The following is a 23,636-nucleotide window of genomic DNA, read 5'->3' as shown; positions in this document are numbered from 1 at the left end:
CACGTCAGTGACCGGCGTCGTGCCAGGTCTCGCCCGTACCGACCGAGACGTCGAGCGGCACGTCGAGCGCGTAGGCGGCCCCCATCTTCGTGCGCAGGACCTCCTCGGCAGCCTCCCGCTCCCCGGGGGCGACCTCGACCACGAGCTCGTCGTGCACCTGCAGCAGCAGCCTCGACGCCAGTCCACGGTCGTCGAGCTCGCGCTGCACCCCCAGCATGGCGAGCTTGATGATGTCGGCCGCGCTGCCCTGGATCGGTGCGTTGAGAGCCATCCGCTCCGCCATCTGACGACGTTGCCGGTTGTCGCTCGTCAGGTCCGGGAGGTAGCGCCGACGCCCCAGGATGGTGGCGGTGTACCCGGTGGCGCGCGCCTCCTCCACGATCCCCGCCAGGTAGTCGCGCACTCCCCCGAAACGCGTGAAGTAGTCGTCCATCAGCCCCTGCGCCTCGCCGGTGGCGATGTTGAGCTGCTGGGAGAGGCCGAAGGCGCTCAGCCCGTAGGCGAGCCCGTAGCTCATCGCCTTGACCTTCGCGCGCATCTCGGCCGTGACGTCGGCCGGTGCGACGTCGAAGACGCGCGACCCGACGTAGCGGTGCAGGTCCTCGCCCGAGCGGAACGCGGCGATGAGGCCCTCGTCCCCCGAGAGGTGGGCCATGATCCGCATCTCGATCTGGCTGTAGTCGGCGGTCAGGAGGACCTCGTGGCCCTCGCCCACCCGGAACGCCCGGCGGATCCGCCGGCCCGACTCCGTCCGGATCGGGATGTTCTGCAGGTTCGGGTCCGTCGAGCTGAGCCGACCCGTCGCGGCGATCGTCTGCTGGAACGTCGTGTGGATCCGTCCGTCCGGCTGCACGGACTTCAGCAGACCCTCCACGGTGGTCCGCAGCTTGGCTGCGTCGCGGTGTGCCAGCAGGTGCGCCAGGAACGGGTGCTCGGTCTTGGTGAAGAGATCCTGCAGGGAGGCGGCGTCCGTGGTGTAGCCGGTCTTGATCTTCTTCGTCCGCGGCATGCCCAGCTGGTCGAACAGGACCTCCTGGAGCTGCTTCGGGCTGCCCAGGTTGACCTCGCGACCGATGACGTCGTACGCCTCCGCGGCCGACCGCGAGACAGCGTCCGCGAAGTGCTGCTCGAGCTCCGTGAGGAACGCGGTGTCCGCCGCGATTCCGGTGTCCTCCATCCGCGCCAGCACGTTCGACAACGGCATCTCGACGTCGTCGAGCAGGCTGCGCGCACCCCGGTCGTCCAGCCCGTCCGCCAGGGCGTCTGCGAGGTCGACGACGGCGACCGCGCGGGCCGCGGCCTCGCCCCCCGGCGCCGTGCCCTCGGAGAGGTCGAGGTCGAGGGCACCCTGGGCCGCGTCGTCCGCGACGGCGAGCTCGCGGTGCAGGTGCCGGACCACCAGGTCGGCGAGGTCGTACCCTCGCTGGTCGGGGTAGCAGAGGTAGGCGGCCAGCTCGGTGTCCCAGACGACGCCGTCGAGCGCGAGACCACGCGCGGCGAGCATGTGCCAGGCGGCCTTGGCCCCGTGCACGGCCTTCGGGGCGGAGGGGTCGGCGAGCCAGTCGGTGAGCGCGCGCTCGTCGGCAGCGTCCAGCTCCGCCAGGTCGAGCACGACGGCGCTCGCCGTCCCGTCCGTCCCGCCGGTCGCGACGGCCAGCTGCCACGCGTCGGCCCGCGCCGGTCGGGCCACCCCGGTCACGTCGAGGCCCAGGACGACGCCGGCGTGCTGGGCGAGCCAGTCGGCGAGGGGCCCGTCGTGCAGGGTGACGGCGACTCCGGGCGCGGCCACCTGCTCCTGGTCGCCACCCGCCGGGTCGACCGCGAGGAGCCGGTCGCGCAGCGCACCGAACTGCAGGGCGTCGGAGACGCTGTGGACGGCCTCGCGGTCGAAGCCCACGACGGCGAGGTCCTCGATCGCGAGCGGCAGGTCGACGTCCGTCAGCAGGGCGTTGAGCTCGCGGTTGAGGCGCACCTGGGCCGCGTGCTCCCGGAGCGCCTCACCACGCTTGCCGGTGACCTCCCCCTGACGCTCCAGCAGCGAGTCCAGGTCCCCGAACTGCGTGATCCACTTGGCCGCGACACCGGGGCCCACACCGGGGACGCCGGGCAGGTTGTCGCTCGTCTCACCCACGAGCGCGGCCAGGTCGGGGTAGCGCTCCGGGCGGACCTTGTACTTCTCCTCCACCGCCTCCGGCGTCATCCGCGCGAGCTCCGAGACGCCCTTCTTCGGGTACAGCACCGTGACGCCGTCGGTGACCAGCTGCAGCGCGTCACGGTCTCCCGAGCAGACCAGGACCTCCAGCCCGGCCTCGGCGCCCTGGCGCGCCAGGGTCGCCAGGATGTCGTCCGCCTCGATGCCGTCGCGCTGCAGCGCCGGCACGCGCAGCGCCTCGAGGACCTCCTTGATGAGGGGGACCTGGCCACGGAAGACCTCGGGCGTGGCGTCGCGGTTGCCCTTGTACTCGGCGAACCGCTCGGTGCGGAACGTCACGCGCCCGGCGTCGAACGCGACCGCGAGGTGCGTCGGCTCCTCGTCGCGCAGCAGGTTCGTCAGCATCGAGAAGAAGCCGTACACGGCGTTGGTCACCTGACCGCTGGAGGTCACCAGCGTGTCGGGCAGGGCGTAGAACGCCCGGTAGGCCATCGAGTGGCCGTCGATGAGGAGCAGTCGGCCACCGGTTCGCGCTGAGGTCGTCACGGGTGCCAACCTATCGTCCATGACTGACACGGACTCCTTCCCCCAGGACGCGGCGGGGTGGCAGCGGGCGGCCGCCGGGACGCTCATCGAGCGCACCGGCATCGTGCTGACCGAGGTGAGCGCCGGCACGACGCGGGGCACCATGCCGGTGGCCGGCAACACGCAGCCGGCCGGACTGCTGCACGGCGGCGCGACCGCCTCGCTCGCCGAGACGCTCGGATCCGTGGCGGCGCAGAGCCACGCCGGACCCGGACGGGCAGCCGTCGGGCTCGAGCTCAACGTCACGCACCACCGTGGCGTGCGCAGCGGACAGGTCCACGGGGTCGCGACGGCGCTGCACCTCGGACGGTCGACCGCAGCCTACGAGATCGTCGTCACCGACGACGACGAGCGGCGCGTGGCGACGGCGCGGCTCACCTGCATGCTGCTCGACGCCGGCTGAGCGGCGAGCGGTCCTCGGGAGACCGGGACCCGCCACGCGACGGGGGACGTCAGGAGGCGTTGGACGTCTGCTCGGCCTCGGTCCCGGCCCGATGGGCCGCCTCGGCCGCGGCGTGCTCCACCTGGAAGGCGCGCAGGTCCACGGGCCCGGTGGGCAGACCGGCCTCACGAGCGCGACGCCGGCGCGCCACCAGGTCCTCGATCGCCGCACGGGTCGCGTCGCGACGGCGGCGTCCGCCGTCGCGACGACGGACGACCGTGGCACCGGGCGACGCTCCCTGCGCCAGACGCCGCTCCAGCACCGGCACCGCGACGACGCGGTGCCCGGCAGCGGGGGCGAACCCGAGCCGGGCCAGGAACCGGTGCATCTCCCGGGCGCCGGGCGCGGGTGCGCAGTAGATGTTCTCCGCGCCGGCCTCGGCAGCGAGGTCGAGCGCAGCGACGAGCAGGGACCGACCGACGCCGTGCCGACGGGTCCGGGGCGCGACGAGGATCGCGTCGACGTAGAGGCTCGGAGTCAGTGCGTAGAAGCGCGGGCCGAGCACGCGGACCAGGAGGAAGCCCACGACCGCGCCGTCCTCGACCGCCACCAGGACCTCTCCCCCGGCGGCCAGCAGGACGCTGAGGTGCTCACAGAGCCTGCCCGGGTCGGCGGCGGCCGTCGTCGTGCCGTCCGGGGCGACGCTCGCCGCCAGCTCGGCGACCTCCAGCAGGTCGTCCTCCGTCGCGGGGCGAACTGTGACCGCTGCACGCATCGACTCTCCCTCCGACACTCCGTACGTCTTCTCCGAGCGGAAAGGTCACGAAAAGATCACGACTCCCTGGCGACGATAGCCGTCACCAGGGAGTCGCACAACGTCTGTCTCAGGCGCCCACCTGGTCGATGACGGCGTCCGCCACCTCGCGCATGGTGAGCCGCCGGTCCATCGAGGTCTTCTGGATCCAGCGGAACGACTCCGGCTCGCTCAGGCCCATCTTCGTCATCAGCAGGCCCTTGGCCCGGTCCACCCGCTTGCGGGTCTCGAAACGCTCCTGGAGGTCCGCCACCTCCGACTCCAGCGCACCGATCTGCTGGTAGCGGGAGATCGCGATCTCGACCGCGGGCAGCAGGTCCGCCGGGGTGAAGGGCTTGACGACGTAGGCCATGGCGCCCGCGTCGCGCGCGCGCTCGACGAGCTCGGTCTGCGAGAACGCGGTGAGCAGCACGACCGGCGCCGCGTGCGCCTTGCCGATCCGCTCGGCCGCCGAGATGCCGTCCAGCTCGGGCATCTTGACGTCCATGACGACGACGTCGGGCTTGAGCTCCGTGGCCAGGCTGACGGCCGTCTCACCGTCGCCGGCCTCGCCCACGACGTCGAAGCCCGCCTCGCGCAGCGTCTCCACGACGTCCATGCGGATCAGCGCCTCGTCCTCGGCGACCACGGCCCGCCGTGAGGGCTTCGCCGGGGGCTCGGGAGGCGACGCCTCCGGCTCAGCGTCGATCAGCGGGGGCAGGTCGAGCGGCAGCTTCTCGTCGGTCACAGGGACCATCGTAGACCCCGTGGGCACCGGTCGGGCGCTTTTGCCCCGCACGCCGCGGTGTGACCGTGCGCACCCGTACCAGGTCGCGGCCGGTTGGGCACCGGGCAGGACGGTGTGGTTCGATAAGGCCGCTGCCGCCCGCGCCCCGGTAGCCCAACCGGCAGAGGCAATCGGCTCAAACCCGATCCAGTGCGGGTTCGAATCCCGCCCGGGGCACGCAGCACGAGAGCCCGGACCGCAGCAGCGGTCCGGGCTCTCGTGGTCTCCTCGGTGCCGGTCCACCGGCACCGCCGGTCGGACCGGAGCGGGTCAGACGCTCAGCGCGCCGCCGTCGCTGTGGCTGCCCACCTTGTGCACGAGGATCGAGTTCGTCGTACCCGGCACCCCGACCGGGGCGCCCGAGACGATGACTACGCGGTCCCCGACCTCGGCCAGGCCGTTGGCCTGCAGGGTCTGGTCGACCTGCCCGACCATCGCGTCGACCGAACCGACCTCCGGCACCGCGTACGTGGTGGTGCCCCAGGTGAGCGCCAGCACGTTGCGCACCGACTCCTCCGGGGTGAAGGCGAGCAGCGGGATGCCCGAGCGCAGGCGCGACATGCGCTTGGCCGAGTCACCGGACTGCGTGAACGTCACCAGGTACTTCACGCCGAGCGAGTTGCCGATCTCCGCTGCCGCCCGCGTGATGATCCCGCCACGGGTGTGCGGCGCGGAGCCGAGCGGGGCGATGCGCTCACGCCCCATCTCCTCCGTGGCCTCGATGATCGAAGCCATCGTCTGCACCGTGAGGATGGGGTAGTCGCCGACGGACGTCTCGCCCGACAGCATGACCGCGTCGGCACCGTCGAGCACCGCGTTGGCGCAGTCGGAGGCCTCGGCGCGCGTCGGACGCGGGCTCGTGGTCATCGACTCGAGCACCTGCGTCGCCACGATGACCGGCTTCGCGTTCTGGCGCGCGAGCTCCACGATGCGCTTCTGGACCAGCGGGACCTGCTCCAGCGGCATCTCGACCGCCAGGTCCCCACGGGCCACCATGAAGCCGTCGAACGCCGCGATGACCTCCTCGAGGTTGTCCACAGCCTGCGGCTTCTCGATCTTCGCGACGACGGGGACGACACGGCCCTCGGCGTCCATGATCTTGCGGACGTCCTCGTAGTCGGCCGCGTTGCGGACGAACGACAGGGCGATGATGTCCGCGCCCATGCGCAGCGCCCAGCGCAGGTCGTCGGTGTCCTTCTCGCTCAGGGCCGGGACCGAGACGGCCACGCCGGGAAGGTTGAGCCCCTTGTTGTTGGACACCGGGCCCGGCACCTCGACGGTGGTGACGACACGGGGGCCTTCCACCGCGGTGACGCGCACGCGCACCTTGCCGTCGTCGATGAGGATCGGGTCGCCCACGCGGGCGTCCTGCGGCAGGCCCTTGTGCGTGGTCGAGACCAGCTCACGGGTGCCCACGACGTCCTCGGTCGTGATGGTGAGGGTGTCGCCCTCGTTCAGGAAGTGCTTCTCGTCGCCGCCGAACCGGCCCAGCCGGATCTTGGGTCCCTGCAGGTCGACCAGGACGGCGACGTTGCGCCCCGCGTCCTTCGCCGCCGCGCGCACACCGTGATAGACGGCCTCGTGCTCCGACTGCTCGCCGTGGCTCCGGTTGATCCGGGCCACGTCCATACCCGCGTCGACCAGCTCCCGGAGCTTCTCCGGTGATGCTGTCGCGGGTCCGATGGTGCACACGATCTTCGCTCTGCGCATGTCTCCAGCCTCGTCGTCGTACTGCCCCGGTACCGACCGGGGCCGTCCCGGACGCCACACGACGCCCGGGTTCGTGCTCATTCTCTCAGGGCAACGGTGCGCGGGCCCACGGGGGCCGGCAGCTCGGTGCTCCCCTGGAGGAACGTGTCCACGGCGGCCGCGGCCGCCCGCCCCTCGGCGATCGCCCACACGATGAGCGACTGACCGCGGCCGGCGTCGCCGGCCACGAAGACGCCCGGGAGTGTGGTCGCGTAGTCGTCACCGCGGCGCACCAGGCCGCGGCTCGTGGTCTCGATACCGGTCTGCTCGACCAGCTGGTCCGTCTCCGGCCCGGTGAAGCCCATCGCGATCAGGACCAGGTCCGCCGGGATCTCGCGCTCCGTGCCGGGCTTCGGCACGCGCCGACCGTCGGCCAGGTACTCCGTCTCGGCGACCTTCAGGGCCCGGACCGCGCCGTTCTCGTCGCCGACGAACTCCACGGTCGAGGCCAGGAAGGTCCGCTCGCCGCCCTCCTCGTACGAGGTCGAGACCTCGTAGAGGATGGGGTCCGTGGGCCACGGCTGGTGCGGCTGGCGCTCCGACGGCGGCTTCTTGCCGATCGCGAGCGTCGACACGCTCTCCGCGCCCTGGCGCAACGACGTGCCGACGCAGTCCGAGCCGGTGTCACCACCGCCGATGACGACGACGTGCTTGCCCCGGGCGCTCGGCGCGCCCTCGACGGGGCGGCCCGCGGCCGCCTTGTTCGACGGCGTCAGGAAGTCCATCGCCGGGAGCACGCCGGACAGCTCGTGGCCCGGGACCGGCAGGCCGCGGGGCACGGTCGCACCCGTGGCCACCACGACGGCGTCGAACCGACGGCGCAGCGCGTCCCACGTGATGTCCTTGCCGATCTCCACCCCGGCACGGAACCGGGTGCCCTCGGCCTCCATCTGGGCGAGCCGACGCTCGATGTGCGTCTTCTCGAGCTTGAAGTCCGGGATGCCGTAGCGCAGCAGACCACCGATCGCGTCGTCCCGCTCGTAGACGACCACGGTGTGGCCGGCACGGGTGAGCTGCTGCGCGACGGCCAGACCGGCCGGACCCGAGCCCACGACGGCGACGGTCGACCCGGTGAGCCGCTGCGGCACCTGCGGCGTGACCAGCCCGCGCTCGAAGGCCTCGTCGATGATCGAGACCTCGATGTTCTTGATCGTCACGGCCGGCTGGTTGATGCCCAGCACACAGCTGGTCTCGCACGGGGCGGGGCACACCCGGCCCGTGAACTCCGGGAAGTTGTTCGTCGCATGCAGCCGCTCGATCGCGTCGGCCCACTGGTCCTGGCGGACGAGGTCGTTCCACTCGGGGATGAGGTTCCCGAGCGGGCACCCCTGGTGGCAGAACGGGACGCCGCAGTCCATGCAGCGGCCGGCCTGCTCCTTGAGGAACGGCTGGCCCTCCTGGAGGTGGGCGTGCACGTCCTTCCAGTCGCGCAGGCGCACCTCGACGGGACGGTTCGGCGGGAGCTCGCGCTCCCGGACCTTCAGGAATCCGCGCGGGTCAGCCACGTGCCACCTCCATGATGTGCTCCCAGAGGGAGGGATCGAAGTCGTCGCCCTCGCCCAGGGGCGTTCCGGCGGACTCCGCGTCGGCCAGTGCCGCGCGGACGTTCGCCCAGGCCGGCGGGAGGATCCGCGAGAAGCGCTCACGCGTGCCCTCGTCCGCCAGCAGCTCGGCCGCGACGGGCGAGCCGGTCTCCTCGTGGTGCTTCGTCAGCAGCTCCTGCACGCGGGACCAGTCGTCGTCCTCGAGGGGCCCCACCACCAGCTCGCCGGACGCGACCGACGCCGAGTTCATGGCGCCGTCGCGCAGGTTCAGCACGTAGGCCACGCCCCCGGACATCCCGGCCCCGAAGTTGCGGCCGGTCGGACCGAGCACGACCACCTCGCCGCCGGTCATGTACTCGCAGCCGTGGTCGCCCACGCCCTCGACGACCAGGGTCGCCCCGGAGTTGCGGACGCCGAACCGCTCACCGACGCGGCCGCGCAGCAGCACCTCGCCGCTCGTCGCGCCGTAGCCGATGACGTTGCCCGCGATGACGTTCGCGGCGCCGTCGAGCACGGCAGCGCGGTCGGGCCGCACCACGATCCGACCCCCGGAGAGCCCCTTGCCGACGTAGTCGTTCGCGTCGCCGAAGAGCCGCAGGGTCACCCCACGAGGGATGAACGCCCCGAAGGACTGGCCGGCGGAACCGGTCAGCGTCACGTCGATCGTGTCGTCGGGCAGACCGGCCCCGCGGTACCGCTTGGTCACCTCGTGGCCGAGCATCGTGCCGACCGTGCGGTTGACGTTGCGGACCGGGACCTCGATCCGCACCGGCTGGGCGTCCTCGAGCGCCGCTCGGGCCTGAGCGATGAGGTGCTGGTCCAGCGCCTTGTCCAGACCGTGGTCCTGCGCACGGGTGCGGTGCAGGGCCGAACCGGCCGGGTGCTCGACGCGTTCGAGCACCGGCGCCAGGTCGAGGCCCTCGGCCTTCCAGTGGTCGACCGCCTTGCGCGTGTCGAGCGCCTGGACCTGACCGACCGCCTCCTCGACGGACCGGTAGCCCAGGGAGGCGAGGTGCTCGCGCACCTCGGTCGCGATGAACTCGAAGAAGTTGACGACGAACTCGGGCTTGCCGGTGAACCGGCTGCGCAGCTCCGGGTTCTGCGTGGCCACGCCGACCGGGCAGGTGTCCAGGTGGCACACGCGCATCATGATGCAGCCCGAGACCACCATCGGCGCCGTCGCGAAGCCGAACTCCTCCGCGCCGAGCAACGCGGCGACGACCACGTCCCGGCCGGTCTTCATCTGACCGTCGACCTGGACGGTGATGCGGTCGCGCAGGTTGTTGAGCACGAGCGTCTGCTGGGTCTCGGCCAGGCCGATCTCCCACGGCGTGCCGGCGTGCTTGAGCGACGTCAGCGGGCTGGCTCCCGTGCCGCCGTCGTGCCCCGAGATGAGGACGACGTCGGCGTGCGCCTTGGACACGCCCGTCGCGACCGTGCCCACGCCGAACTCGGAGACGAGCTTGACGTGGATGCGGGCGCTCGGGTTCGCGTTCTTGGCGTCGTGGATCAGCTGGGCAAGATCCTCGATGGAGTAGATGTCGTGGTGCGGCGGCGGCGAGATGAGGCCGACGCCGGGCGTCGAGTGCCGGGTCTTGGCCACCCACGGGTACACCTTGGGTCCGGGCAGCTGGCCGCCCTCGCCCGGCTTGGCGCCCTGGGCGAGCTTGAGCTGGATGTCGTCCGCCTGCGTGAGGTACTCGCTGGTCACGCCGAAGCGACCGGAGGCGATCTGCTTCACGCGCGAACGACGCCGCGGGTCGTAGAGGCGCTCGGAGTCCTCGCCGCCCTCCCCCGAGTTCGAGCGGCCCTCCAGCTCGTTCATCGCGACGGCGAGCGTCTCGTGCATCTCCTGGGAGATGGCGCCGTAGGACATCGCACCGGTGTTGAACCGCTTGACGATCTCGCTGACCGGCTCGACCTCGTCGATCGGGATCGGCTCGCGGTCGGGGTTGAAGCGCAGGAGCCCGCGCAGCGTCATCAGCCGCTCGGACTGCTCGTCGACGCGACGGGTGTACTTGCGGAAGATCTCCATCCGGCCGGTGCGCGTGGCGTGCTGCAGACGGAACACGGTCTCGGGGTCGAAGAGGTGCTCCTCGCCGTCGCGCCGCCACTGGTACTCGCCGCCCGTGGTGAGGCGCTCGTGCGGGGCGTGGTTGCCCGACGCCGGGTAGGCCTCGGTGTGGCGCGCCGCGGTCTCGGCGGCGATCACGTCCAGGCCGATGCCACCGAGCCGGCTCGTGGTGCCCGTGAAGTAGTCCTCCACCAGCTCGTGGGAGAGCCCGACGGCCTCGAAGACCTGCGCACCGCGGTAGGACATGATCGTCGAGATGCCCATCTTGGACATCACCTTCAGCACGCCCTTGCCCAGCGCCTTGATGAGGTTGCGCACGGCGACCTCCGGAGAGACGTCGAGGTAGCCGCGCAGAGCCAGGTCCTCGACGGTCTCCATGGCGAGATAGGGGTTGACGGCAGCCGCGCCGTAGCCGATGAGCAGCGCGACGTGGTGCACCTCGCGCACGTCGCCCGCCTCCACCACGAGGGAGATCCTCGTGCGCGTCTGCCGGCGCAGCAGGTGGTGGTGCACCGCGCTGGTGAGCAGCAGCGACGGGATCGGTGCCCGCTCGGCGTCCGAGTCGCGGTCGGACAGCACGATGTGGGTCGCGCCGGAGTCGATCTGGGCGTCGATCTCGGCGAAGATCTCCTCGAGGCGGGCGTGCAGGGCCTGCCCGCCACCCGAGACGTCGTACAGACCGCGGACGATGGCGGCGCGGAACTCGCCCTCCAGCCGGGCGTCCCGGTCGATGCGCACGATCTTCGCGAGCTCGTCGTTGTCCAGCACGGGGAAGGGCAGCGTGAGCTTGCGGGCGTGCAGGGGGGTGTCGTCGAGCAGGTTCGGCTCCGGACCGATGGCACCGCCGATCGAGGTCACCAGCTCCTCGCGGATCGCGTCGAGCGGCGGGTTGGTGACCTGGGCGAACATCTGCGTGAAGTAGTCGAACAGCAGGCGCGGGCGGCTGGACAGCACCGCGACCGGGGTGTCCGAGCCCATCGCGCCCAGCGGCTCCATGGCCTTGTTCGCCATGGGCGTCAGGATGACCTTGAGCTCCTCCGAGGTGTACCCGAAGGCACGCTGGCGGCGCTGCACCGAGGCCGGCGAGTGCGCGACGTGCTCCCGCTCCGGCAGGGAGTCGAGGGAGATCGAGTTCTCCTCGACCCACCGCGCGTACGGCCGCTGGGCGGCGAGCTGCGACTTGAGCTCGTCGTCCTCGACGATCCGCCCCTGCGCGGTGTCCACCAGGAACATGCGGCCGGGCTCGAGCCGTCCCTTGCGGACCACCGTCGCCGGGTCCAGGTCGAGCACGCCGGCCTCGGAGCCGAGGACGACGAGGCCGTCCTCCGTGACCCAGTACCGGCCGGGTCGCAGACCGTTGCGGTCGAGGACGGCACCGATCAGCGTGCCGTCCGTGAAGGTCAGGCAGGCGGGGCCGTCCCACGGCTCGATGAGGTTCGCGTGGTACTCGTAGAAGGCACGGCGTGCCGGGTCCATCTCGGCATGGTTCTCCCAGGCCTCCGGGATCATCATGAGCACCGAGTGGGGCAGGGAGCGCCCCGAGAGGTGCAGCAGCTCGAGCACCTCGTCGAAGCTCGCCGAGTCGCTCGAGCCCGCCGTGCAGACGGGCAGGAGCGGCGTGAGGTCGCCGAGCGCCTCGCTGGCGAGGTTGCCCTCACGGGCCGCCATCCAGTTGCGGTTGCCGCGCACCGTGTTGATCTCGCCGTTGTGCGCGATCATCCGGAACGGCTGGGCCAGCGGCCACGACGGGAACGTGTTGGTGGAGAAGCGCGAGTGGACCAGCGCGATCTCCGACGCGTACCGCGGGTCCGACAGGTCGGGGAAGAAGGGCTCGAGCTGGGACGTGGTGAGCATGCCCTTGTAGGTCACCGTGCGCGCCGACAGGGACGCCAGGAAGAGCCCCAGCTCGTTCTCCGCCCGCTTGCGCAGCCGGTACGCGCGCCGGTCCAGCTCGATCCCGGCCAGCTCGCGCGCAGGGTCGGCCACCAGGACCTGACGGAAGGTCGGCATCGAGGCCCGCGCGGTCGGCCCGACGAGGTCCGCGGTCACGGGCACGTCCCGCCAGGCGAGCACGTCGAGCTTCTCCTCGACGGCGATCGCCTCGAAACGGCGTGCGACGGCGTCGGCCTCGTCGCGGTCCTGCGGGAGGAACGCCATGCCGATGGCGTACCGCCCGGCGGGCGGCAGCTCCACGGCGACGACGTCACGGACGAAGGCGTCGGGGATCTGGGTGAGGATCCCTGCCCCGTCACCGCTGTTCTCCTCCGCACCGACCGCACCGCGGTGGTCGAGGTTGAGCAGCGCGGTGAGGCCTGCGTCGACGATGTCGCGCCCGGGCGTCCCGCGCAGGGTCGCGACGAACGCGACACCACACGCGTCGTGTTCCGTCGCGGGGTCGTAGAGGCCCTGCGCCTCGGGTGGCGCGACCCAGTGCTGCGGCGTGGTCATCAACACCGTCCTCCTGTGCGCCCGCACGCGGGCGCGTCTGCTTCAAGGGTGGTTCGGGACGTCGTCGGCCCGTCGGACATGCCAGGCGACGCTCTCCGGGTGGTGACCCGGTCGGCGGTGCCTCAGGCGCGCGGTGCCGGGTCCTGGTCGGGCCCGGCGGCCGACGCTTCCGTGTCGGTCGTGTCGGTGGTGTCCTCGTCGGCGACGGCCTGGGCCGTGCCTGCGTGGTCACCGTCGGTCTCGGTCTGCGCATCGGCGTCCGGCTCCACGGTGGAGCCCGGCAGCGAGACACCGTCCTCGCGACCGGGATGCAACCGGCCGACGACGACGAACGCGACGAGGGCACCGAGGCCCACGACGAGCGAGGTCCATACGTTCAGCCGCATCCCGAGCACCATCTCAGCGGTGTCGATGCGGAGCATCTCGATCCACACCCTGCCGAGGGTGTAGATCACGACGTAGGCCCAGAATACCCTCCCATGACCGAGCCTGTACCGGCGGTCGAGCCAGATGAGAAGAGCGGCGGCAGCGAGGTTCCAGAGCATCTCGTACAGGAACGTCGGGTGGAACAGTGTTCCCTCGGCGTACTGCAGGCCCGTGGCCGGGTCGACGGGCAGGTAGGCCACGTCGATCTCGAGGCCCCAGGGCAGCTCGGTCGGTGCCCCGAAGAGCTCCTGGTTGAACCAGTTGCCCAGCCGCCCGATCGCCTGCGCGACGAGCAGGCCCGGGGCGAGGGCGTCGGCGAAGGTGGACAGGCGCACGCCCAGCCGGCGGCAGCCGATCCAGGCGCCGACGGCGCCGAGCGCGACAGCGCCCCAGATGCCGAGTCCGCCCTCCCAGATGTACAGCGCGCTGACCGGGTCGCCGTTCTCGCCCCAGTACGGGTCCGGCGTCGAGACGACGTGGTAGATCCGCCCGCCGACGATCCCGAACGGGACGGCCCAGAAGGCGATCTCCAGGACGTCGTCCGGGTCACCACCGCGGGCCTTCCACCGGCGCATGGTCATCCACACCGCCACGACGATGCCCGCGAGGATCGCCAGGGCGTAGGCGCGGATCGGCACGGGGCCCAGGTGCCAGGTGTGCTGGTCGGGGCTCGGGATCGATGCCGCGAGCTGGCCGAGGACGGTCACGAGTCTCCTCCGGTGGTGCGGGCGCGCGCGACTCCGGCCGCGAGCTCGCCGGTCACCCTACCGAGGGCGTCCAGCCGGTCGGTCCAGGGGTCGTCGGACAACAGCGTGCGGACCAGTGCCGACCCGACGATGACGCCGTCGGCGTACCGTCCGACCTCGGCCGCCTGCTCGCCCGTCGAGACCCCGAGCCCCACGCACACGTGGTCCGCGCCGGCGGACCGGGTCGCGGTGACCAGCTCCTCGGCGGCCAGCCCGACGGACTCGCGCGTGCCCGTGACGCCCATCGTCGAGGCGGCGTAGACGAACCCGCGGGAGGCCCTGGCGGTCAGGTGCAGGCGCTCGGCGGTCGAGCTCGGGGCGACGAGGTAGACCTTGTCGAGCCCCAGCTCGTCGGCGGCCGCGCTCCACTCGGCGGCTTCGTCGGGGATGAGGTCCGGCGTGATCATCCCGGCACCGCCCGCGGCGGCGAGGTCGCGGGCGAAGGCCTCGACCCCGTACCGCAGCACGGGGTTGTAGTACGACATGACCAACGCGGGCACCGTGCCGCCCGAGTGCTCGGCGACGGCCTCGACCACGGTGAGCACGTCGCGGACCCGGGCGCCGGCCGCCAACGCGGCCTCGGCCGCACGCTGGATGACGGGCCCGTCCATCACCGGGTCGGTGTACGGCACGCCGATCTCGACGACGTCGACCCCCGCGTCGACCATCGTCGTGACGGCCTCGACGGAGCGGGCGACGTCGGGGAACCCGACGGGAAGATAGCCGACGAGCGCGGCGCGCCCTGTCCCGGCGAGCTCGTCGAGCCTCGCCGCGGTCCTGGATGTCGTCGCCGTGCTCACTGGTCCCCCTCCGTCGCGTCCCCATCGAGCAGGCCGAACCAGCGGGCCGCCGTGGCCACGTCCTTGTCCCCCCGGCCCGAGAGGTTGACGAGCAGCACCTGGTCGGACCCGCCGTCCTCGACGATCCGGCGGCCGACGCGCAGCACACCGGCCAGCGCGTGCGCCGACTCGATCGCGGGGATGATCCCCTCCGTCCGGCACAGGAGCTGGAAGGCCTCCATCGCCTCGGCGTCGGTCACGGGCTCGTAGGCGGCCCGGCCGATGTCGTGCAGCCAGGAGTGCGCCGGCCCGACGCTCGGGTAGTCGAGCCCCGCCGAGACCGAGTGGCTCGGGCGGGTCTGGCCGTCGTCGTCCTGGAGCAGGTAGGACCGCGCGCCGTGGAGCACTCCGGGCGCACCACCGGAGAACCGCGCCGCGTGGCGGCCGGACTCGATACCCTCTCCCCCGGCCTCGAACCCGTAGAGCGCCACACCGTCGTCGTCCAGGAACGCGTTGAACAGGCCGAGGGCGTTCGACCCGCCGCCCACGCACGCCGCGACGACGTCGGGCAGGCGGCCGACGCGCTCGAGCATCTGCTCGCGCGCCTCCTCGCCGATGATCCGGTGGAACTCGCGCACCATCTCCGGGAACGGGTGCGGTCCCGTCACGGTGCCGAGCAGATAGTGGGTGTGGTCGACGTTGGTGACCCAGTCGCGCAGCGCCTCGTTGATGGCGTCCTTCAGGGTGCGCGTCCCGACCGTCACGGGGACGACCGTCGCGCCGAGGAGCTCCATGCGGGCGACGTTCAGCGCCTGGCGGCGCGTGTCCTCCTCGCCCATGTAGACGACGCACTCCAGGCCGAGGAGGGCGGCCGCCGTCGCCGTCGCGACCCCGTGCTGACCGGCTCCCGTCTCCGCGATGACGCGCGTCTTGCCCATCCGCTTGACGAGCAACGCCTGGCCGAGCACGTTGTTGATCTTGTGGGACCCCGTGTGGTTGAGGTCCTCCCGCTTGAGGAAGACCCGCACCGGTGCGGCGCCGTCGTCGCCCGGGCCGGCGATGTGCGCCGCGAACCGCGGCACCTCGGTCAGCGGGGACGGGCGGCCGGTGTAGTCGCGGTGCAGGCGGGACAGCTCGGCAGCGAAGCCCGGGTCGCCCTGCGCCTTGCGGAACTCCGCCTCCAGCTCGTCGAGCGCGGCGATCAGCGCCTCCGGGACGTACCGGCCGCCGAACTGCCCGAAGTAGGGACCATGGACGTCGGCGAGCTTCTCGGCGACCTGATCGGCCAGTGTCTCGGTCAGCGCGTCTCGCACGGGCTGCTCGGGCTGCTCAGGCACGGGCGCTCCTTCATGGCGTCGGGGGGTGTCAGATCAGGACGGCGGCTTCCGCCACGGGACTCACTGCTGCGCGGCGGGTCGTACCGACCAGAGCGCGGGGTGCTGCCCCGCCGCCACGAGGTCGGCCACCGAGCGGCGGGGCTCGCCGTCGGTGACGAGGGCCTCGCCGACGAGCACGGCATGGGCGCCCGCGCGGGCGTAGTCCATGACGTCGTGCGGGCCCCGCACACCCGACTCCGCGACGCGGACCACGTCGTCGGGGATCAGCGGGGCCAGGCGCGCGAAGGTGCCCCGGTCGACCTCGAGCGTCTTGAGGTCACGCGCGTTGACGCCCACGACGCGTGCGCCGGCGTCCAGGGCCCGCCGGACCTCGTCCTCGGTGTGCGCCTCGACGAGCGCGGTCATCCCGAGCGAGTGGACGCGCTCGACGAGCGACGTCAGCACCGTCTGCTCGAGGGCCGCGACGATGAGCAGGACGACGTCGGCGCCGTGCGCCCGCGCCTCCCAGACCTGGTACGGGGTCACGACGAAGTCCTTGCGCAGCACCGGCACGTCCACGCGTGCTCGCACGGCGTCGAGGTCGGCGAGGCTGCCGTTGAAGCGCCGCTGCTCGGTGAGCACCGAGATCACGCTGGCGCCGCCCGCCGCGTACTCGACCGCCAGCGCGGCCGGGTCGGAGATGTCGGCGAGCGCGCCCTTGCTCGGGCTCGAACGCTTGACCTCGGCGATGACGGCGACCTTGTCCTCGGACAGCAGCCGGCTGCAGCACTCGAGGGCACCGGGCACCCTGGCGGCACGTTCCTTGAGCTCGTCGAGCGAGGTGCGGGCCTGGCGCGCGGCAAGATCCTCGCGGGCACCCGCGACGATGTCCTCCAGGACAGTCATGCTCTCCCCTCCCTCGGTCGTGTTGCTGCCATGGTAGGCCCGTCCCACCCGCAGGCCGACCACCGCCCGCGGTGCGAGACGGGTGGGCCGCCACGGCCGCACGGTTCGCGCGGCCACCGCGCACACATCGTTATCGCTCCGTGACAGGCGGGGCGCCGCGGTCCCCGGACGCGACGGCGCCCGCACCCCCGTGGAGGTGCGGGCGCCGGAGCCGCCGGGTCGCGGCTGCTCGATGCGTTCAGCGCGCGCGTGCGCTCAGTGCGTCGACGACGCGCGCCGCGGCTCGACGCCGTCCTTCACCTGGCCGTACCCCATGTTCCGCAGGACGAGCCCCGCCACGCAGGACGCTACGACGACGACCATGCCCACCCAGAACAGGAGGAACGGGACACCCGGGAGGCAGCCGACCGCCGACACGAGCGCACCGGCCATGATGCCGATCATCGCGGTCCAGGCCGCGACGGTGTGACCGTGGTTGGTGGGCGGTACCGCCTTCGGCAGGTAGATCGGCTCGGCGGGGCTGTTGTCGGTCATGGGCGGGGCATACCTTTCGTCGCGTGGTGCTGAGGGTCAGACTACCGGTCGGCGGACGGGTCGGTGCCCCGCGAGAGGGCGTCCCAGTCGGCCTGCGCGTCCGGGTCCCGGTCGACCGGCCCGGTGGGGGCGTCCCGTCCCGTCGGGGCCCGCTCGTGGCGCGTGCCGCCACCCGACCACGACGGCGACCCCAACGCGGCGAGGACGGCCGCGGCCACGACCGCCACGCCCACGACCACCGTCAGCCAGGGCCACGGCGTCACCTCGACGGGCGACGTGAGCGTCGTCACCCCGGCGGCGTCCGCGGCGGCGGACACGGCCGGCGCCCGCACGTCACGCAGCACGGCGGCGGCCCCCACGGCCACCGTCACGCCCGCCAGCCCGACCGCTGCGAGCGCGACCCACCGGGCGACCCGTCCCGCCAGGGTCGCCGCGAGCGCCCCGGCGAGGACGACGAAGGCCGCTGCGCTCACCGCGGGCGCCGCCGTCGTGCCGGGCACCTCCACCACGACCTCGGGCTCGAGGGCCGTCGCCACCGTGGTCCGCAGCCACACGGGTGCGGAGACCGCGAAGGCCGCGCCGCCGAGCACCAGCAGCAGGACGACCGCCCGGGACCTGGAGCGGATCACCGTCCCTGCCCCCCGAGATCGGCGAACCGTGCGGCGAGCTGGACGGCCCGGACCGCCGCCGCGGCCTTGTTGCGCGACTCGGCGTACTCCAGGGCGGGCACCGAGTCGGCGACGATCCCGCCGCCGGCCTGCACCGAGGCACGTCCGTCGCGCAGGAACGCGGTCCGGATCGCGATGGCCATGTCCATGTTGCCGCCGAAGTCCAGGTAGCCGCAGGTGCCGCCGTAGATCCCGCGCGAGGCGGGTTCCAGCTCGTCGATCAGGGCGATCGCGCGCGGCTTCGGTGCGCCCGACAGCGTCCCGGCCGGGAAGGTGGCCCGCAGGGTGTCCAGCGCGCTCGCCCCGGCACGCAGCCGCCCCACCACGGTGGAGCACAGGTGCATGATGTGGCTGAAGCGGCGGGTCGACATGAACTCGACCACCTCGACGGACGTCGGCTCGCAGACCTTGACCAGGTCGTTGCGCGACAGGTCGACCAGCATGAGGTGCTCGGCCCGCTCCTTGGGGTCGGCGATCAGCTCGTCGGCCAGGGCGACGTCCTCCTCCACCGTGGCGCCGCGCGGCCGCGAGCCGGCGATCGGGTACGTCGTCACGTGCCCCGCGTCGACCTTGACCAGCGTCTCGGGGCTCGATCCCACGACGGCGAAGTCGCGCTCCCGGTGGTCCCGGAGCTGGAAGTAGTACATGTACGGGCTCGGGTTGATCGTCCGCAGCGCGCGGTAGACGTCCAGCGGCGCGGCCGGGCAGTCCAGGTCGAGGCGCTGGGAGAGCACCACCTGGAAGACCTCGCCGTCGCGGATCGCCTCCTGCCCGGCCCGGACGGCGTCCTCGAACTCGTCCCGGGTGGAACGGAACTCGAGCCCGGGCTCGGACGCGTCCGGGTCCACGACGGTGCGCACCGCCGGGGCGGCGACGGCCAGCCGGCTCGCCAGGTCGTCGAGGCGCCCGACGGCGTCCGCGTGCGCCTCGTCGACGCGCTCGTCGGTGCCGTCGCCGTTGATCGCGTTGGCCACCAGCCACACCGCCCCGGTGTGGTGGTCGATCGCCACCAGGTCCGTGGCGAGCGACAGCGCGACCTCGGGCACGTCGAGCTCGTCCGGCGCGGTGGCCGGCAGAGTCGGCTCCCAGTGGCGCACGATGTCCCAGCCCATCGCCCCGACGAAGCCGCCCGTCAGCGGCGGCAGGCCGTCGATCGGCTCGGTCCGCAGCGCTTCCAGCGCCGCGCCGAGGACGTCCAGGACGTCGCCCTCGCGCGGGACGCCCGCCGGCACGTCGCCGCGCCAGAGCGCCCGGCCGCCGTCGGACAGCAGGGTGGCACGCGACTCGACACCGACGAACGACCACCGTGCCCAGGCCCCGCCGGCCTCGGCGGACTCGAGCACGAACGTGCCGGGGCGGTCCTGCGCGAGCGTGCGGTAGAGGCCGACCGGTGTGACGTCGTCGGCCAGCACGCGCCGCACCACCGGGATCACGCGCCGGTCGCGGGCGAGCTCGCGGAACGTCTCCAGACCCGGCCACGTGGCGCCCCAGGTGAGCTCGTCGGCCGTGGGGGCGGCGGCTCGGGCCGGAGCGGGGGTGGTGGCAGGGGGCGTGGTCACCGGTTCTCCTCGTGGTCGGCGGTGCGGTCGTCAGGACGGGGCGCGTCGGGAACGGAGCCGACGACGGCGGGCAGCTCGCCGCCCGCCTCGAAGCAGGTGCGCGCGCCCGTGTGGCACGCGGCGCCCACCTGGTGGACGCGCACCAGCAGCGCGTCGCCGTCGCAGTCGATCGCGACGGACCGCACGTGCTGGACGTGGCCGGAGGTGTCGCCCTTGCGCCAGTACTCGGCCCGCGAGCGGCTCCAGAAGGTCACCCGCCCCTCCGACAGCGTGCGGCGCAGCGCCTCGTCGTCCATCCAGCCGAGCATCAGCACCTCGCCGGTGTCGTGCTGCTGGACGATCGCGGCGACCAGGCCGTGGTCGTCCCGCTTGAGACGGTCGGCGACGGTGGGATCGAGGGTGGTCTGGTTCGGCACGGTGCCATCCTTCCACGCACCCGGGGGTGCCCGTGGGTGCGTCTCAGCGGGTCTGGGCGACCCAGCTCGCGTGCATCTGTGCGTAGACCCCGCCGGCCGCCGCGAGCCGGGCGTGCGGACCGACCTCCACGACGTGGCCGTCGTCGACCACGACCACCAGGTCGCTCGCCTCCGCCGTCGACAACCGGTGCGCGATCGTGATCGTGGAGCGCCCGGACGTCAGCGCGTCCAGCGCACGGGCGATCCGCACCTCGGTGGCGGGGTCGACGGCGGAGGTCGCCTCGTCCAGGACCAGCAGGTCCGGCGCGGCGAGGTAGGCCCGCGCGACCGCGACGAGCTGCCGCTCCCCGGCCGAGAGGTCCTCGCCGCGCTGCCCCACGTCGGTGTCCATGCCGTCGGGCAGGTCGGCGAGCCAGTCGGACAGCCCCAGGGCCTCGAACGCCGCCGCGACCCGCTCACGCACTTCCGGCGCCTCCGGGCCGGCGGGCAGCTCGCGCAACCCGTAGGCCGCGTTGGTCAGGACGGTCCCGTCGAACAGGAAGCCCTCCTGCGGCACCAGCACGACCCGCTCACGCAGCCGGGCCAGCGGGATGGCGCGCAGGTCCGTGCCGTCCAGCTCGACGCCGCCCTCGGTCGGGTCCATGAGCCGGGCGACGAGCTTGGCGATCGTCGTCTTGCCCGATCCGGTCTGGCCCACGACGGCGACCTTGGTCCGTGCGGGCAGCTCGAGGTCCACGCCGTGCAGCACCTCGGGCCCGTCCGGGTAGCGGTAGCGGACACCGCGCAGCGTGACGCGCGCGTCCCCGCGCGGGCTGACCTCGTCGTCCGCGCCGTCGTCCGCGGCGTCGGTGACGTCCAGCGGCGTCTCGACGACGGCCAGGACGCGACGCCAGCCGGCCACCGCGTTCTGCAGCTCGTTGAGGATCTCGGTGGCCATCTGCACAGGTCCCGTGAACAGCTGGACCAGGAAGAGGAAGGCGATGAGCTCGCCCGCGGTCAGGCCCCCGCCGATGCCGAGGTAGGAGCCGACCACCACGACCACCGAGAGGACCAGGTTCGCGAGGAGCGTCCCGGAGGAGAACACCATCCCCACGAGGGTCATCGCACGGCCCTGGGCCCGGCGGGCGTCCTCCACCGCGCCGTCGATGCGTCGACCGGTACGGTCGGCGACCCCGTAGGCGCGCACCGTCTCGGCACCGACCACGGCCTCGGAGACGGCGCCCAGCAGCGCGCCGACCTTCTCGCGGACGAGGGTGAACCGCCGCCCCACCGCCTTCTGCGCGAAGCGGACGACGAGGAACAGCGGGACGAAGCAGACCCACACGACCACGGTGAGGACCGGGGAGTACACGGCCATCAGCACGGTCGCCACCGCCAGCTGGAGCGTCGAGACCATGAGCATGATCCCGCCCCACTGCACGAACATCGAGATGGTGTCGACGTCGTTGGTCACGCGGGAGACCAGCGCGCCGCGGCGCTCGGAGCCCTGGGAGAGCGTGGACAGGTCGTGCACGTGCCGGAAGGCCCGCACCCGCAGTGTGGCGAGGCCGGACTCGGTGGCGCGGAACAGGCGGATGTTGACCACCGCGGTGCACAGCCCCGCCAGGACGATGGCGCCCGCGGCGAGGACGGACATCACCAGCACCCGGCTCGCGTCGGGGCCGCCGTCGGCGAGGATGCCGTCGTCGACCGTCCGCTGCACCGCCAGCGGGACGACGACGCGGCCCGCGGCCGCCAGCACGGCGAGCGCGAGGGTGAGCCACAGGCCCTGCACGATCTGCGGTGAGATCTGCACCCCGCGGCGCAGGGTGGCGAGCACGCCCAGGTCGCTGCTCGACGCGATCCGCGAGTCGCTCATCGCACGCCCTCCCTGTCGTCGTCCTCCCACGGCTCGTGGACGTCCACGCCCGCGGCCCGTTCGTCCACGAGCTCCCGCTCGCGCCGCGCGCTCTCGCGCTCGTAGGCGGTCGCGAGGTCGCGGTACCCGTCGTCCCGGGCGATCAGCTCGCCGTGGCTCCCGACGTCCACGACCCGACCACCCTCGACGTGCACGACGACGTCGGACATCGTTACCGAGCTCATCCGGTAGGCCACCATCACGACGGTCACCGGCCGGACACCGCTGCTGGTCTCGGTGGTGAGGCCGGCGAGGATCTGCTGCTCGACGCGGGGGTCGACCGCGCTCGTGGCGTCGTCGAGCACGAGCAGGCGCGGCCGCCGCACCAGGGCGCGGGCGATGGCCAGGCGTTGCCGCTGCCCGCCGGAGAGGTTCGCACCGCGCTCGCCGAGCGGCGCGTCCAACCCGTCGGGCAGGGCCCGGACCACGTCGTCGAGCCGCGCGAGGCGCAGCGCGTCCCAGACCCGTTCGTCGACGTCCTCGGAGACCTCGTCCGCGAGGGTGACGTTGGCTCGCACCGTGTCCTCGAACACGAACGTCTGCTGGGCCACGTAGGCGACCTGGGCCGGGATCTCCCCCTCGGCGAGGTCACGCAGGTCCGTGCCGTCCAGCAGGACCCGGCCCCGGGTCGGGTCGCTGAGGCGGCTCAGCAACGAGACGAGCGTCGTCTTGCCGGCACCGGTGGTGCCGACGACGGCGACGGTGGAGCCGGGCGCCACGTCGAGGGACACCGCGTCCAGGAGGGTCGTGGTGCGCCCGGCAGAGGGCACGTCGACGCCGACCTCCTCCAGGCGGACGGCCAGCCCGGCCTCGCCGGTGGGCAGCCGGCCGCTGCCGGCGGTCATCGTGCCGCGCGCGTCCAGCACGCGGCTGATGCGTTCGTACCCCACCAGCGCACGGGGGATCTCGCCGAGCACCCAGCCGAAGGCGCGCACCGGGACGGCCATCATCGTCAGCAGGTACCCGGCCGTCACGACGTCGCCGACGTCGACGGCACCGCTCGCCGCACGCCACGTCCCGACGCCCAGCACCAGCAGCGTGCCGAGGTTCGGCAGCAGCTCGATCACCGGGTCGAAGACCGCGCGGATCTGGCCGGCGCGGACGTTCGCCGCCCGCAACGCGTCGGTCCGCTCCGCGAACCGACGCTCCTCGCGGTCCGCGGACCCCATGGACTTGACGAGCAGAGCCGCCTCGAAGGACTCGTGCGCCACGTCGGCCACCTCGGCGCGCAGCTGCTGGGCGCGCGTGACGGCGGGCGACATGTATCGCTGGAAGACGACGTTCGCCGCGATGGCCGCGGGGATCACCACCAGCGCCGCGGTGGCCAGCCACGGGTCGATGCCGAAGAGCATCACCGTCGCCACGGCGATCATCACCACCACACCGAGCGCGAACGGGATGGGGTTGAACACGCCGGTGGCGGCCTCGACGTCGGCGCTCGCGTTGCTCAGCAGCTGACCCGTGGGGTGCGACCGGTGCCACGACATCGGCAGGCGCAGGTACTGCCGGGTGACGCCCCGGCGGTGGTCGGCCTGGATCCCGGCCACGCCCCAGCCGGCCCAGATGCGCCGTCCGGCCACCGACAGCGCCAGGGTGAGCGCGACGGCCGCGAGCACGCCGCCGGCGAGCCAGATGTCGCCCTGCGCGGCGGGGTCACCGGAGATGGCCGGGACCACGACGGCGTCGGTCGCCCAGCCCACCGCACGGCTCACCGCCACCGTGGCGGCACCGAAGACGGCCGAGGCGAGCACGGCCAGCACGTACAGACGCGGTTCGGTCCGCATCCCGCGCCACACCAGCACGGTGCCGCGGCGGAGCCGCGACCCGGTCAGGGTCGCCTGGCGGGCAGGTTCGGGCACAGCAGACCTCGCAGTC

Annotated in this window: 17 protein-coding genes and 1 tRNA gene; 2 read left to right on the top strand and 16 right to left on the bottom strand. The window is 72.8% G+C overall.

The genetic code is table 11. From position 1 onward, the window contains the following. Positions 1-4: 4 nt before the first annotated feature. A complete protein-coding gene (gene polA, locus BCL65_RS15835; protein ID WP_106269480.1) occupies positions 5-2,719 on the bottom strand; it encodes a DNA polymerase I in 2,715 nt (904 codons plus the stop codon). Between polA and BCL65_RS15830 the strand changes: the two genes are divergently transcribed. Beyond that, a complete protein-coding gene (locus BCL65_RS15830; RefSeq protein WP_106269479.1) occupies positions 2,718-3,140 on the top strand; it encodes a hotdog fold thioesterase in 423 nt (140 codons plus the stop codon). The two genes, polA and BCL65_RS15830, sit on opposite strands and share 2 nt — an antisense overlap. Before the next feature lie 49 nt (positions 3,141-3,189). Here BCL65_RS15830 and BCL65_RS15825 read toward each other — a convergent pair whose 3' ends face one another. Together BCL65_RS15825 and BCL65_RS15820 are read right to left on the bottom strand one after the other, a co-directional pair. Beyond that, positions 3,190-3,894 (bottom strand): GNAT family N-acetyltransferase, encoded by a 705-nt coding sequence (locus BCL65_RS15825; RefSeq protein ID WP_125206568.1) that lies wholly within the window; start codon positions 3,892-3,894, stop codon positions 3,190-3,192. 109 nt (positions 3,895-4,003) lie between these two features. Next, positions 4,004-4,669 (bottom strand): ANTAR domain-containing response regulator, encoded by a 666-nt coding sequence (locus tag BCL65_RS15820; RefSeq protein WP_106269477.1) that lies wholly within the window; start codon positions 4,667-4,669, stop codon positions 4,004-4,006. A 133-nt stretch (positions 4,670-4,802) separates the two neighbouring features. Between BCL65_RS15820 and BCL65_RS15815 the strand changes: the two genes are divergently transcribed. Further along, a tRNA-Leu gene (locus BCL65_RS15815) sits at positions 4,803-4,876 on the top strand. Between the two features lie 93 nt (positions 4,877-4,969). Here BCL65_RS15815 and pyk read toward each other — a convergent pair. The 13 genes from pyk to BCL65_RS15750 form a co-directional block, all read right to left on the bottom strand. Beyond that, positions 4,970-6,409 (bottom strand): pyruvate kinase, encoded by a 1,440-nt coding sequence (pyk, locus tag BCL65_RS15810; protein ID WP_106269476.1) that lies wholly within the window; start codon positions 6,407-6,409, stop codon positions 4,970-4,972. 77 nt (positions 6,410-6,486) lie between these two features. Continuing rightward, complete coding sequence (locus tag BCL65_RS15805; RefSeq protein WP_106269475.1) at positions 6,487-7,953, bottom strand: glutamate synthase subunit beta; 1,467 nt, start codon at positions 7,951-7,953, stop codon at positions 6,487-6,489. Beyond that, the gene (gltB, locus tag BCL65_RS15800; RefSeq protein WP_106269474.1) at positions 7,946-12,514 is read right to left on the bottom strand and encodes a glutamate synthase large subunit; all 4,569 of its coding nucleotides are present in this window, start codon (positions 12,512-12,514) and stop codon (positions 7,946-7,948) included. Before gltB ends, BCL65_RS15805 begins: the two co-directional genes overlap by 8 nt. A gap of 122 nt (positions 12,515-12,636) precedes the next feature. Next, the gene (gene lgt, locus BCL65_RS15795) at positions 12,637-13,647 is read right to left on the bottom strand and encodes a prolipoprotein diacylglyceryl transferase (RefSeq protein ID WP_106269473.1); all 1,011 of its coding nucleotides are present in this window, start codon (positions 13,645-13,647) and stop codon (positions 12,637-12,639) included. Continuing rightward, a complete protein-coding gene (gene trpA / locus BCL65_RS15790; RefSeq protein ID WP_106269472.1) occupies positions 13,644-14,486 on the bottom strand; it encodes a tryptophan synthase subunit alpha in 843 nt (280 codons plus the stop codon). The genes lgt and trpA overlap by 4 nt, the downstream gene beginning before the upstream one ends. After that, the gene (gene trpB / locus BCL65_RS15785) at positions 14,483-15,754 is read right to left on the bottom strand and encodes a tryptophan synthase subunit beta (RefSeq protein WP_106269527.1); all 1,272 of its coding nucleotides are present in this window, start codon (positions 15,752-15,754) and stop codon (positions 14,483-14,485) included. The genes trpA and trpB overlap by 4 nt, the downstream gene beginning before the upstream one ends. A gap of 108 nt (positions 15,755-15,862) precedes the next feature. After that, positions 15,863-16,687 (bottom strand): indole-3-glycerol phosphate synthase TrpC, encoded by an 825-nt coding sequence (gene trpC, locus BCL65_RS15780; RefSeq protein ID WP_106269526.1) that lies wholly within the window; start codon positions 16,685-16,687, stop codon positions 15,863-15,865. Between the two features lie 255 nt (positions 16,688-16,942). After that, positions 16,943-17,221, bottom strand: coding sequence for an HGxxPAAW family protein (locus BCL65_RS15775; protein ID WP_106269471.1), 279 nt, complete (start codon positions 17,219-17,221; stop codon positions 16,943-16,945). Positions 17,222-17,262: 41 nt separating this feature from the next. Then, entirely contained in the window at positions 17,263-17,850 is a 588-nt protein-coding gene (locus tag BCL65_RS15770) for a Trp biosynthesis-associated membrane protein (protein WP_106269470.1), read from the bottom strand. Beyond that, a complete protein-coding gene (locus BCL65_RS15765; RefSeq protein WP_106269469.1) occupies positions 17,847-19,448 on the bottom strand; it encodes an anthranilate synthase component I in 1,602 nt (533 codons plus the stop codon). The genes BCL65_RS15770 and BCL65_RS15765 overlap by 4 nt, the downstream gene beginning before the upstream one ends. Beyond that, positions 19,445-19,864, bottom strand: coding sequence for a phosphoribosyl-AMP cyclohydrolase (hisI, locus tag BCL65_RS15760; protein ID WP_106269468.1), 420 nt, complete (start codon positions 19,862-19,864; stop codon positions 19,445-19,447). Before hisI ends, BCL65_RS15765 begins: the two co-directional genes overlap by 4 nt. 43 nt (positions 19,865-19,907) lie before the next feature. Beyond that, complete coding sequence (locus BCL65_RS15755) at positions 19,908-21,722, bottom strand: ABC transporter ATP-binding protein (RefSeq protein ID WP_106269467.1); 1,815 nt, start codon at positions 21,720-21,722, stop codon at positions 19,908-19,910. Then, a complete protein-coding gene (locus BCL65_RS15750) occupies positions 21,719-23,545 on the bottom strand; it encodes an ABC transporter ATP-binding protein (RefSeq protein WP_106269525.1) in 1,827 nt (608 codons plus the stop codon). Before BCL65_RS15750 ends, BCL65_RS15755 begins: the two co-directional genes overlap by 4 nt. Positions 23,546-23,636 lie beyond the last annotated feature (91 nt).

The sequence above is a fragment of the Isoptericola halotolerans genome (assembly GCF_003003075.1).
GTDB classification, from domain to species: domain Bacteria; phylum Actinomycetota; class Actinomycetes; order Actinomycetales; family Cellulomonadaceae; genus Isoptericola; species Isoptericola halotolerans_A.
This window is presented reverse-complemented; position numbering and strand designations above follow the sequence as displayed.

What these genes read in the sequence shown, in the direction of transcription:
- BCL65_RS15830 (WP_106269479.1), top strand. Translation starts at nt 2,718, where the DNA reads ATGACTGACACGGACTCCTTCCCCCAGGACGCGGCGGGGTGGCAGCGG.
- polA (WP_106269480.1), bottom strand. Translation starts at nt 2,719, where the DNA reads ATGGACGATAGGTTGGCACCCGTGACGACCTCAGCGCGAACCGGTGGC.
- BCL65_RS15825 (WP_125206568.1), bottom strand. Translation starts at nt 3,894, where the DNA reads ATGCGTGCAGCGGTCACAGTTCGCCCCGCGACGGAGGACGACCTGCTG.
- BCL65_RS15820 (WP_106269477.1), bottom strand. Translation starts at nt 4,669, where the DNA reads ATGGTCCCTGTGACCGACGAGAAGCTGCCGCTCGACCTGCCCCCGCTG.
- pyk (WP_106269476.1), bottom strand. Translation starts at nt 6,409, where the DNA reads ATGCGCAGAGCGAAGATCGTGTGCACCATCGGACCCGCGACAGCATCA.
- gltB (WP_106269474.1), bottom strand. Translation starts at nt 12,514, where the DNA reads ATGACCACGCCGCAGCACTGGGTCGCGCCACCCGAGGCGCAGGGCCTC.
- trpC (WP_106269526.1), bottom strand. Translation starts at nt 16,687, where the DNA reads ATGACTGTCCTGGAGGACATCGTCGCGGGTGCCCGCGAGGATCTTGCC.
- BCL65_RS15775 (WP_106269471.1), bottom strand. Translation starts at nt 17,221, where the DNA reads ATGACCGACAACAGCCCCGCCGAGCCGATCTACCTGCCGAAGGCGGTA.
- BCL65_RS15755 (WP_106269467.1), bottom strand. Translation starts at nt 21,722, where the DNA reads ATGAGCGACTCGCGGATCGCGTCGAGCAGCGACCTGGGCGTGCTCGCC.
- BCL65_RS15750 (WP_106269525.1), bottom strand. Translation starts at nt 23,545, where the DNA reads ATGCGGACCGAACCGCGTCTGTACGTGCTGGCCGTGCTCGCCTCGGCC.